At 39.0% G+C, this 13,019-nt stretch carries 6 protein-coding genes and 1 pseudogene; 3 read left to right on the top strand and 4 right to left on the bottom strand.

Annotated features, from left to right (window positions below; all coding sequences use genetic code 11):
• Nucleotides 1–723, bottom strand: coding sequence for a hypothetical protein (locus M9C83_06680; protein URQ66328.1), 723 nt, complete (start codon nt 721–723; stop codon nt 1–3).
• Nucleotides 724–857: 134 nt separating this feature from the next.
• Here M9C83_06680 and M9C83_06685 point away from each other — a divergent pair, with 134 nt between their 5' ends.
• Nucleotides 858–1,679 carry an enoyl-CoA hydratase gene (locus tag M9C83_06685; GenBank protein URQ66329.1) on the top strand — a complete coding sequence of 274 codons (822 nt, stop codon included), beginning with the start codon at nt 858–860 and terminating at the stop codon, nt 1,677–1,679.
• Nucleotides 1,680–1,693: 14 nt separating this feature from the next.
• Nucleotides 1,694–2,740, top strand: a complete 1,047-nt coding sequence (locus M9C83_06690) for an alpha/beta hydrolase (protein ID URQ66330.1) — start codon at nt 1,694–1,696, stop codon at nt 2,738–2,740.
• On the opposite strand, the gene M9C83_06695 is transcribed toward M9C83_06690, so the two are convergent.
• Genes M9C83_06695 through M9C83_06705 form a run of 3 tightly spaced genes read right to left on the bottom strand, consistent with a single transcriptional unit; the run spans nt 2,737 to nt 11,795 of the window.
• A complete protein-coding gene (locus tag M9C83_06695; GenBank protein URQ66331.1) occupies nt 2,737–3,468 on the bottom strand; it encodes an ion transporter in 732 nt (243 codons plus the stop codon). The genes M9C83_06690 and M9C83_06695 overlap by 4 nt on opposite strands.
• Nucleotides 3,469–3,510: 42 nt before the next feature.
• The gene (locus M9C83_06700; protein URQ66332.1) at nt 3,511–10,446 is read right to left on the bottom strand and encodes a cadherin domain-containing protein; all 6,936 of its coding nucleotides are present in this window, start codon (nt 10,444–10,446) and stop codon (nt 3,511–3,513) included.
• A gap of 2 nt (nt 10,447–10,448) precedes the next feature.
• Nucleotides 10,449–11,795 (bottom strand): tetratricopeptide repeat protein, encoded by a 1,347-nt coding sequence (locus M9C83_06705; protein URQ66333.1) that lies wholly within the window; start codon nt 11,793–11,795, stop codon nt 10,449–10,451.
• Between the two features lie 98 nt (nt 11,796–11,893).
• On the opposite strand from M9C83_06705, the pseudogene M9C83_06710 reads away from it, so the two are divergent.
• A pseudogene (locus M9C83_06710) lies at nt 11,894–12,925 on the top strand (CHASE2 domain-containing protein).
• Nucleotides 12,926–13,019: the final 94 nt, after the last annotated feature.

Consider the following 13,019-nt stretch of genomic DNA (forward strand, 5'->3'; position numbering starts at 1 on the left):
TTATTTTCCTTGATACCTTAAAAGGGTTCTCCATGCAGTTTCTTGTAACTTTCTTTGATTCTCAATTCCAATTCCGTAATCATAAGAATTATTGACTGGTGATACATTATATATGGAGGAATAAATCACTGCTGCCATCAAATATGTACCTGCCTTACTCGGATGTCTCTTATCTGGTGTAAAAAGTTCTATTGAAGGATTTTCCTTTTGAGAAAGCTCAAATGCAAGACCCACGGGAAAAACAGCTATATTGTTTTTATTTCCTGCTGCGATATAGGCTGAAGCAAGTCCTTCTAACATATCCGGCTTATCTTTATAGGCCCATGTCATCAAAAGAGAGGGTTCTACATCGTATTCGCGGAGTGTTTTGCTGTGTTGGTCGACATAATAATTAAATAAATCTTTTCTATCTGGATGAACCGGACATTGACTGCAATCCATCATAATTGCTAAATCATAATTTTCTGGCTCATACTTTTTATATTTATTTTTTGAAGTGATGGAAAAAGAACCTATCTTTTCATTAGTGACATATGATTCAACATCATGCCATTCTAAAGAAGAACTGTTGATTGTAATATTTCTAAAGCGATGTCCTTTACCCAGATCTGAATTAGCTTTAACCATGCCAAGAGTGGGCTTATGGACACCATTGTTATAGTAGAAAAAGCTATTTCCAATGAAAACTACAGACTTTGGATTATCAACTAATGGACTGGTCAATAGTGGTTTCTCTTCGGCAAATAATTTCTCATGTGAGATGAGAAAAATAGTGCAAAAAAGTAAGCCTAAATGATAAATTTTCGCTTGCATCTTGCACATAGAATAGCAAAGATATAGTTAAGGGGAGAAAAACTATGGAAAAAATTGATACAGGAACTGATCACCTAATTTTTGAAAAATCCAATGGTGTTGCATTATTGACAATGAATAGACCGGAGGCCAGAAATGCTATGTCTGGAGAGATGAACCAAGCGATGCAAGAAGTACTCGCTGAAGTCGAATTAGATAAAGAAATAAGATGCGTTGTTCTAACTGGAGCTGGAAAAGGTTTCTGTGCTGGCGGAGATGTAAAAGGCATGGCATCTTCAGGAGATGGAACAGTCGGAGACAACACAATTGACTCAGCTATACACAAGCAGAGAGTTCACCAAAGAGCAACATCTGGTAAGTTATTTAAAATGCCAAAACCAACAATAGCTGCACTTCCTGGAGCTGCAGCAGGAGCAGGGCTCTCTTATGCTTTAGCATGTGATTTACGACTCATGTCTAGTTCAGCAATTATGACTACTGCATTTGCTAAAGTTGGTTTTTCTGGTGACTATGGAGGTTCCTACTTCATGACTCAACTCTTAGGGTCGGCTAAAGCAAGAGAGCTTTATTACCTATCTGATCGAATCACAGCAGAAGAAGCTCTTAAACTAGGATTGACAAACTGGGTTTGTGAGCCTGATGCGCTAATGGAAAAAACTATGGAAATTGCCAATCGATTAGCTTCTGGCCCCTCAGTGGCGTATCGATACATGAAAGAAAATTTGAATAGAGCAATGCATGGAGAAGTAGATGATTGTCTTGATTTAGAGGCAACGCATCACATACATTGTGGTCAAACTGAAGACCATAGAAATGCCACTAAAGCTTTTGTAGAAAAAAAAGAGCCTGTATTTAAAGGTAGATAAAAGAGGGAGTAACGATGGAAAACAAAATTAAAAATAATTTAAAAATAGATAAAAGAATACGTGCAGTTTTTGGAGAAGTCGAACTCGGCTCTGTTACATCAAGCCCAGCATCAACTCGTGAAGGAATAATGGCTGATCAGGAAAGTGAGCAAGCAAAACAAGGTCGAGCCATTTTAGAAATGGTTAATAATGCTTCACATTACAAAGAAGTTGTTCCGCATACAGGTTTAATAACATCGACAAAAGAATTTATTTCAGATCCAGATGGCAATACGATCAAAGTCCAATATATTCGACCAGATACAGAAGAAGAATTACCCTGTGTTTATTACATCCATGGGGGAGGTATGATGGTCAGCTCGTGTTTTGATGAATTATATTCTGCTTGGGGAAGATGTATTGCTAGGCAAGGCGTTGCAGTAGCGATGGTAGATTTTAGAAATGCCATGTGGGCATCATCGGCTCCTGAAGTTGAGCCCTATCCTGCTGGATTAAATGATTGTGTATCAGGTCTTAAATGGGTTCATGCTAATTCAAAAGAGCTCAATATAGACAACACCAGAATCATTGTTGCCGGTGAAAGCGGAGGAGGAAATTTAACCATAGCCACAAGTTTGAAACTCAAACAAGACGGTGATATTGAATTGATTAAAGGTCTATATGCTTTATGTCCCTACATAGCAGGACAATGGCCCTTACCGGAAAATCCCTCCTCAGAAGAGAATGAAGGTATTTTACTCTCGCTTCATAGCGAGCATGAATACTCTCACGGCGCCATTATTTATGGGATAGAAGCTTATAAAAATAAAGATCCACTAGCTTGGCCCAGTTTCGCAACTGAGGACGATGTAAAAGGTCTTCCCAAAACTTATATTTTGGTCAATGAGATGGATCCACTCAGAGATGAAGGTGTGAATTTTTATCGTTTACTGAGGGAAGCTGATGTGGATGCGCAGTGCAGACAGGTGATGGGTTCAGTTCATGGAACAGATATATTTCTTGGCTGCCCTGAAATTAGCGACGAAACCGCACTATCGATTGCGAACTTTGTAAAAAATTAATTTATATCTTCTGGATCATCCGGAAGAAAGTTGTCCTTAGATTCGATGGTCATCACATCAACAATAACTCCTATGACCATGTTTAATAGAACAACGGCATTGATAATGATGAAGCTAACAAAATATATCCATGACAAGGGATAAATTACTATTACATCACTCATTATGGCTCCCCAGTCGTCATAGGTCGCAACTTGCATGAGTGTGAGCATGGCAACACCAATATTGCCCCAACGATCTGGTTCGATTTCACCAAAAATTAAAGTGCCAATTGCGCCCCATATATAAATAAAGATAAACATTAAAAGCGCGATAAAACCGACTCTAGGTATAGTTTTAATAAGAGCCTCTATGATGTGTCTGAAAGCAGGTACTACTGTAACTATTCTTAAGATTCTTATTATCCTTAATAGACGAGCAACAAAAACACTTTCAGCGCCCCCAACAGGGATTAGGCTTATGGTGACTATGATAAAATCAAACACATTCCAGCCATCTTTAAAAAACTTAATTAGAGATCTCTCAGCAATCATTCGAATGACGATTTCTATCGTGAAAAATATCGTGATAGCGTAGTCAAAAACCTCAAGAAGATAGATATAGTTAGAGGGAATGTCATAAGATGATACACCCGCATATAATGCCGATGCTAGAATCACAGATATAACGAGAGAATTAAAAAACTTACTGTTTCTGATCTTTAGAAAAAAATCTACAAAACCATTCATCACTATCTCCTTTTTTGCATTATAGTTGAAAAATTTAATCTACTAGCAACCACCATTTTCACAAAGCAGATAAATTCCTTCTGCCATATAAAAATCATTGGCTCCAGCTGTTCCTGTATCTCCAGATTTATATAAATTCACATTCACCCTTCCTCCACTCTCCTTTTGAGACGAATCTCCAAACAGAGCACCTGCCACTGCAGCTCCACCCAGCCAACTGTTATCCAAGGAATCCGTAGAAGTCCCTGTGTAAGTATTATTGGTTCCTGTGATAGCTACGGAAAAAGAAGCAAAACCAGCATTTGCTACAATCGGATTTTTATCATCAAAGTTAGTGAAATCTAAAGTTCCAGAATATCCACTGGCACCCCAGCTAAATGACGCTGCAACATCAGCTGTGGTTGTGTATTTATGTACATCATAATTTGTACCAGTCTGATTATATCTGTATGCAACATTGACCGCAGCAGCACCACTCATAGAAGCGGATCCTGAAGTTGGTATGTCGTTTTGATCCAAGAGCTCACCGCCTACCCAAGTACCTAAGTGTACTGAAGCATTTTGATCACCTGAATTAGGAGATATATCGGCAGCACTCATGGCCCAGAAACCCCAACTGGAATAGCGAGTATCTGGCATTGAATCATTGCCTCCTGTGTGAAATAGATCAGAATCCTCTTTTTCCAAGGTATTGTAAGAAACCATTACTCCAGCCAAGTTATTAGAACCACCTGAGGTTCCATCAATTTGCGCCCCATCGTCTTGAATCTCAGCACCAAAGACTTCGTGAGAAATGAAAGCTGATTTCGCTTCGTCATTAGTAGCATCGCCAAACTTAAGAGTCATAGAGCCAGTGTCCACGGTTGACCAATTTGAAGTGTAATTATTTGATGGTGCTGCGCTCACTGTCATAGGCGCTACCACCTGCACATCATCGTTGGTGAAATCAAATGTAAAGCTGGCCAAAGTGCTGCTTGAGCGAATTGAAGACAGCTGAGAGTTACCTGTACCACTGACATCAAATTCTAGAATGCCACTGAGAAATCCACTGTAATTTGTAGCGTCATTGAACATTCTAAAATTTGAGGCTTGTAAACTTGTCAAGTAATTACCACTAGCTGAGCCTTTTGCATCTACCTGAACAATGGACTGATTAAAGGTTCCGGTGCTGAAGGTGTCATTATTGGAGTTGTAATTGACACTCAAAGTCATATCACCTGACTTATATGGATCAGAGGAAGTAATCATGGCGCCACGAAATGTTTGGCCAGAGTCCGTACCCCAAAAGCAACCAGTGTCCATAGAGGTTGCACACTCAATTGGTGAGGTGCCATAGTTAATACCCAACCCATCATTGTCGGCATTGGTCGCACCTTGATAAGACCAATAATGATAACCATCCATGCCCAAGCCAGTATCTCCAACTGAGTATCGAGTCGTATCATTTTTACGATCATCTATACTAGAAATAACGACATTAAGAAGACTTTCTTGATCGTCTCGAGTCGTGCTACCGGATGCTCCGTCGTATGAATCTTTTATAGAAATTTGTGCCCAAAGCCCAACTCCTTTATTGAAGGTACCACTTGTATCTAGCACCTGCCACCACATGGATTGACCTTCAGGAAAGTCATTGGCTGACCCACCAGTGAATCTGGATGTATCAATCCTTTTAGTACCGGCGTTAACTGCTTCAGAAAGGGCAATGCTAGAAAAGTCGTAGTAATTTTCATAGGTATTACAGTCAGAGGCGCTATTACTAGCCATACCTAAACAATAATCGTGCCCCACATCGCCATAGGACCAAAGTGTCTTAGGGATGAAATTGGGAATAAAATAATCATTACTGGTTCCACTTGCAGCGAAGTTTTCAATCGGGATGACCAGAAAACCATAGACTCGCTTGTTAGTGGCCTGGGAGTCAGTATGAGTTTTAAATAAAGCATCGGTGTAGACCTCACCTGCTATAGTGACTTGATCTTCATAGAGGTTGTATGTTGAGGTGTTTTGAGCCAAACCGAGCTCCAAAATCCATTTCATCACTAGGTAACCATTAGCGGTACTATATGAACCTAATCCTTGATTCTGCCAATTTATATCTGTAGTTCCTACAATGGTCCCAGTATGAGTTTGGCTGTTAGACTTAGCGGCAGGATCACAGATCATAAGTCCGGTAACACCAGGAGTTAATAAGTTACATCCTGACGCGATACTAGATCCTATACCTTTGTGGTAAGTTCCTGGAAAACCTATTGAAGAAGGCAAGGCATCATAATTGAAGCTGGTTCCCGATATATTGGGGTTCGAAATCGTTACAGCACTATTATTTTCATAAGAGCCGCTAACAACGTAAGTATTAGAACCGTATCCCAAATCTTCTAAGATTTCATTTATACGGTCTCGATTATATGAAGAACTACAACAACCATTCCATTCGTACCACATTGACTTGTAGATGCCTCCATTTGCAACGAAGTCAACGATCGAAGAATTAAGAGTATTGTTAACATTTCCTAACCGAATATCTATCACATGCGTATATTGATTCATATTAGCAACAGAACTTGGATTTGTTGAGTGCGTATAAGTTCCTCCTAATTCATTTATAGCTGCTGGCCAAGATCTAGTGCCTGTTTCTAAATCGTTTGCCCAACTCCCCGCTGTTCCTCCGGTGAGTATCAAAGCATTCGGTGTTGCAGTTGAACTTGTGTAATTTATATTCGAAGCAGACTTATCAGTGGTCATAAACCAATATTTAGCGCCTTCTAGTCGTCCTGCAGTCAGGAATTCAGCGTTGTCTATAGTGGTAGTGACTGCCGTGCCTTGAGTGCTGTAATATTTACCATCGCGTGCGGAAGAATTTGGTGCAAAGCTAAATTCACCATTGCCAGAGGTATCGATGGGGAAATAATATCGCCAATTGAGCACAGTTCCAGAATTGATTTCAACTGGCACATAATTAAGAGACGTATCATCCACACTAGTAATATCAGTTGAATTGGTAGTACCGACTTGCTCAAGAGTATAGGCCGGCAAACTTGAACCAGAAGGTCCACGCGTGGCCGTGGCACTAAAGCCGCTTCTTGAGACTGAGTTATAGGCAGCAGAATAACGCAAGACTGCCGATTCAAGCTCTTCAACATTCTTAACATTAACGGTAAAGGCATCGGTGGTGGTTGTGCCTCCTGCGGTTGCAGTTAAAGTTAAACTGTAACTTTTGGCTGTCTCATAATCTAAAGCTGCATTGGTCGTGATATTACCAGAGCTATCGACAGCAAAATTACTACTGCCAGTTCCGCTCAGACTGTAAGAAACGGTTTCGCTCTCAGGATTAGTAATACTCGAACTACCTACCGAAGTTCCAGAACTAGAAGACTCAGCTAGAGCAGCTCCACTATTTGCTAAGGTAACCGCGAGAGTATTGATGGCTGCATTATCAACAGTCAATGTAAAGACCTGAGAAGTTGTAGTAACACCATCGGTAGCCGTAACTGTAAAGGAATGAGATGTTTTGGTTTCGTAGTCCAGCGCATTGGAAAGGGTCACTTCTCCTGTCGAGCTGTCGATGGAGAATTTATTATCATCGTCAGTTAAGGAGTAACTGACTGTTCCTTCACTATTAGAAGTAGAGGATGTCACAATAGTCGTGCCCGTAGAAATAGTTTCCAACTGAGAGCTAGAAGCCAAAGATGAGCTCAAAGTTAAGTCAATATCAGTTACATTTAATGTGAAAGTTTCGGAGCTAGTTGTTACGCCATCAGTAACCGTAACCGTAAATGAATGAGAAGTTTTAGTCTCATAATCTAAAGCATTAGCAAGTGTTACCTCGCCTGTAGAGCTATTAATCGCAAATTTATCATCAGCATCAGTGATTGAGTAGCTTAGAGTTCCTTCAGCATTACTTGTTGAAAGCGTCAATATTGATGTCCCTGTTGAAATAGTCTCAGCTTGACTTGCAGAAGCTAAACTTGAAGTGACTGATAGATCAACGTCACTAATAGTGATTGTCAGTGGTTTGGACACTGTCTCTTTTCCGTCAGAAGCAACTATCTCAAGTTCATAGGAAGTTTTCGTTTCATAATCTAAAGAAGACTTCAGAGAAATTCTTCCTTGGGAATCAATCGAGAAAATATCACTTGCCACTCCTCCTTCGGAGATAGAGTATGTTACCTCTCCAGCTGCATCAGAAGAGCTTGCTTGAGCAATTGAAGATCCTGTTGAAATATTTTCAGCCAACGTAACTTCCGTATTATCCAAAGAAAGGGCAAGCTCGCTGATATCAGTTACCGAGAAATTAATCTGAGTTTGTACCGAGTTGGTACCGTCACTACTCGTCAGCGTCAATTCATAAGAAGTCTTGGTCTCATAATCTAAACCAGTCTTCAAAGTTATGACGCCTTGATCATCAATTGAAAATTGATCACTTCCTGTACCCGATAAAGTATAAGTAAGTTCGTCGGATTCTGGATCGGTGTAAGCAATGGTAGCTATCGTTGATCCTGTAGTTATATTTTCTGCAAATTCACTTCCTTGAAGGCTGATTGTGACATCTGGTGATTCATTAACATCTGATAATGTAATTGTAAGAGGTGAAGTGGTAGAGTTGGTTCCATCCGATGCAGTGACGTTGAAGGTATAAGATGTTTCTGTTTCATAATCGAAGGTTACCTTTGAAGTAATATTGCCTTTGCTATCTATCTCAAAATTTTCACTTCCCGTTCCCGACAAAGAATAGGTAATAGTTTGTGATTCTGGATCAACAGAACTGATCGTAGCCAGTGCAGTTCCCACCGCAATACTTTCTTCAAAGCTCTCTGATTTGAGGGTTGAAGAAAGGCTAGGTGCTTCATCAACATCAGATATATCAAATGTAATTACAGAGCTAGTTGTCAATTCTCCGTCACTAGCAACTAAGGTAATCTCGTAATTGGAGTAAGTTTCGAAGTCTAAAGAATCCTTTAGAGTTACATTTCCATTCTCATCCACACTGAAGTATTCACTCCCTGGGCCTGTCAAACTGTAAGTTATGGTATTGGACTCGGGATCTGCTACGCTTGAAGTTGCAATAATCGTGCCTAAGGCTGAATCTTCACTAAAAGATGTTGAGGATAAAGCTGAAGATAATGAAGGTGCTTCATTAATATCGCCAACATTGATAAAAACTTCCGTCTCAGAGCTAAGCTCTCCATCGGTCGCTATTACTGTGAGGGTATAGGAGGCCTTGGTTTCAAAGTCGAAGCTCTCTGCTAATGTAATATTGCCAGCTTCATCAATAGTAAATTTATCACTACCCTCTCCACTTATCGAATAAGTGACTTCTTGATTCTCAGGATCGGAGATAGTGACCCCCACTAAAACAGACCCTGTAGCTAGATCTTCTGCATAAGAATCCTGAATTTCGGTACTTACTGAAGGTGCCTCGTTGATATCTCGAACTGAAATATTCACAGGTATTACTACTTCTTCATCCTCTCTTTGAACTATTAAGTTCAATGAGAAATTAGTTTGATCTTCGTAGTTAGCTTCACCGATAAAACTTAGTGAATTAGTAGAAGGATCGTATTGGAATAAATCTTTATCTTCTCCGTCAATTGTGACCGTAACTTCTACATCATCATCTTTATTGGTTTGAAGAGTTGCTAAATTGATATCTGTCTCATTCTCATTGATTTGAATACTTGCATTGCTTAGAGAAGCATCAAAAGGTGCCTCTTCAACTATAGTCTCGGTTGTTTCAACTGCAGCAGTATCTTCAATGGAGGTTTCTGAGGCTTCTTCTGTTTCTTCAGTAGTTTCTTCAACTTCTTCAGAAGTTGTATCAACATCGACTGCAGTATCAACAACATCATCAGCCGTAGAAAGTTCTGATGGAGCTATATCCGAAGAGTTATCCGATACTCCAGAAGAATCTAGTGCGCTTTCATCAACGTCTGGTTGAGGATCATTATCAACCCCAGCTGAAGTATCTGCTTGATCAGATATTTGATTTTCTACACTAGAGTCAGATGTACTGTCATCTTGTGCAGCGCTGTTATCTGATCCAGATTCTGTTTCTGTGACTGAGGCACTTTCCTGTTGAGTATCATTATCCTGTCCTTGATCCTCAGAAGTATTGGTTTCTTCTGTTGTACTTTCTGATTGTTCTTCAGAAGCGCTTTCTTCTGAAGTTGTTTCTTCAGAGGACTCTTCACTCGACTCTTCTTGAGTTGATTCTTCTGTTGACTCCTCTTCTTTAGATTCCTCTGTAGATTCCTCTTCTGATGATTCTTCTTCTGATGACTCTTCTTCTGACGATTCTTCTTCTGACGATTCTTCTTCTGATGATTCTTCTTCTGATGATTCTTCATCATTTTCGCGAGCTTCTAGTCCCTTTTGAAGTTCTGCTAAAAAAGTTTCACTCAGCTGCTGAGGTTCGCTTACTTCGTCCGTTGGATCTTCAACTGTCACAACAAACCCATTCTCTATCAAGCTAGTGGCCGCTGCGCTATTTTGATTAGGAGTCATAGTCAACTCTTCTCCATAGACAAAAGCTGCAGAGGTAGAGAGTCCTTGTGTTTGAACTATCGTGATTCCACCCCTGATACCTACAGTAGCAGAATTGGTTCTTATTAGGGCGGGCCTTTTCTTAGTCACTTTACCTCCCACCAACCTTAAAAGCCCACGAGACGAAACTTCCAAAGATCCTTCGGCAGTTTCGGGGTTATAGATGAATTTATCTAAAGTGACTGAGGAATTTGGCCCAATTGAAAAGGAAGTCCCATCTATAAGAAGAAGTGCCGCTCTCCCAATAGCATCTGTTTCAAGAGTATGGTTTTGTATGATTTTATATCCGGCCTCTACGAGCTTTCTTTCTTCTTCCAATGTTAAGTCAGTGGTATTTTTGTTAACAGCAGAGGCAACACCAATCTCCTTTGACATTGAAGTTTGCACGCTCAATAAAAGAGCCAAAATAAAATGAATTTTAAATAATCTAGTCATACTTAACTATTGAGTAGACAAACATAACTAAAATCTGCCGTAACTTGGAGGTTTGATCGAGCATAAATGTCTATAGAACTTTTATTATCATTTTTAGAAATTCTATAATTTGCAAATAAGCAATTATTCGAAGAGGACTTAGAAAATTCTACTTTTATTGAATTCAGCTCTTCTTTTCTTTCACCAAAGACAGGAAGCGGAGAGAAATGTTGCTTATTTGAATGCGATAATGAGGCTTTAAATCCCCACCCTTTTCCCAAGAGCGAAGTAATATTCAAACCGAATGTGTTTGACTGATATGTCTCATAGGATGCCTTCGCATTGAATTTAGAGTACTCATATTCTATTTCCGTCAAAATATTCGAATTCGAAACATATGAATTTGATATCATCAGGCCATTCATTATTCCACTCTTCAAGTCATTCATTAAAAACTTTCTTTGATCATGAAAACCGCCGATTGAGAATAGCAAGCTATCGCTTAGAGAACCTGTAAATTTAATATCATACTTATGTGAATTCAAAAGCGCTTTATCTGCCAGTAAAACGACAAAGCCTGTAAAACTTGCATCTAAAGAAGGTCGGCTAAAGATTGAGGTAGGATTACCCTCTAAATTAAATGTTCTTGTAGCAGAAGTTACAATGGAAGAAGTATCAAATCGATGAAAAGAATCGAGTCTTTGATCTGTAAGAGCGATAACATAATTGATTTGATCACCACGAGGATGATTAAGATCTTGATTGAGTGTGTACGTATAGCGGAAGTTTTTTGTAATATCTCCCTGAGGTTTTGAGCCCTCTGGTACTGTCAAAGGAAATCCAGCGATTTCGATAATATCCTGATCAATACCTGAATTAGCGTTACTAGATCTAGTTAAGCCCATACTGAATATATGCTGATGAATATAATCCTTTTCAGCCTCCACTATAGAATTTAAAAAAGAATCAACTTTTTTTAACACCTCTTCTGGAGCATCATAATTCTTAACACTGTTTAGATATAGCTTAGCGGACGGATAGGCATTGAGGCGAAAATATAAAACGCCTAATTCAAGTCGAATTCTTGGCAGATCTGGTTCATAGATTAGCATTTGCTCAAAAACACTAATTGCAGCCTCAAGATCGCCTAAAAGTATCGACAAATTAGCATACGTAAATAAGTAATCTAAATTAGTAGGATCTTCTATTAATGCCGAAAAAATCTTTTCTCTTTCAGCATTGGTTTCCTCAATCATTTTAGGATCGGTAATTACGGGTGCTACGTTTGCTAAGATTAGGCTTTGTGAGCACAGGAATATGACCAAAAGCAATACAAAAGCTTTTTTAAGCTGTCTATAAGAGAATCTCAAAATTATCCCAAAAAAAATTTTGCGGAATTATCAAGCATTTCAAACCAACTATAAAGTATATTTAATGGATTTCTGATAACCTGTAAAATTTAGGGTTTATGAATATTGCTAGTGCAGGCAAAAAAGCTTTATTACCTCTTGCTATTCTATTAGCGTTTATTCCTTTATTGAATCCTCTAGGAATATTCAGTGATTTAAGAACTGCCTCGTTTGATACGTTTAAGATTCTTTTTCCTAGAGAGGAATTAAAGGATGATCCGATCATCATTATTGATATTGATGATGAATCTCTTAATAAAATTGGCCAATGGCCATGGTCGAGGGACAAGTTAGCAAAATTAACCGATCAAACTCAATTAGCAGCAGTCACAGCCTTTGATATAGTTTTCGCTGAAGCTGACAGAACAGGATCAAAACAACTCAAGGAGGTCTATTCTGATGATAAAGAGTTAGTTAAGTTACTTTCAAAAACTATTGATCATGATGAGCTTTTTGCAAGAGCCATTTCGAATCACGGAACAGTTGTCTTAGGTTTAGCTCCAAATAACCAAAAAAGCGACGCTATTCATAAGAGTAAGTATGGATTAGTAACTCAAGGAGATGATCCTAAATTATTTGTCCAATCTTACTCTGGACTACAGACAAACTTAGCTTTACTAGAATCAGAAAGTGCGGGCTTGGGAAGTATGAGTATAGGTAATAATGATGCAATCGTAAGAAAGCTTCCAAGTTTTGAAAACGTGGATGGTCAATTAGTATCCTCTCTTCCCTTGGAAATCGTAAGAGTTGCGATTGGGGCCTCAACCTATCAAATTAAATCATCCAATGCTTCAAGTGAGGAAGCATTTGGAGAAAATACTGGTATAAATCATATTAAACTTGGATCCCTAATAATGCCTACTAATCCTGATGGTACTTTCTGGCTATATCCAACACTAAGCAAAAATCTAAAAACTCTATCTGCGTGGCAAGTTATAAATGAATCGATTGATCCCCTTTTGTTCGAAGGAAAAGTAGCTATTGTAGGCACTAGTGCTTCAGGTTTATTTGATTTACGTTCGAATGCGCTGGAAAAAAATATACCTGGGGTTTCAATCATCGCACAATTTGTTCAACAGATCTTTTCAAATACTTTCCTGAAAAGACCTGATTGGCTTTTGGGTCTAGAATTCTTAGTAGGTCTAATTTTCTCGGTGGCTATTACACTGACAATACAAAAACAGG

The sequence above is a fragment of the SAR86 cluster bacterium genome (assembly GCA_023703575.1).
In the GTDB taxonomy this organism is placed as follows: Bacteria; Pseudomonadota; Gammaproteobacteria; order Magnimaribacterales; family Magnimaribacteraceae; genus Magnimaribacter.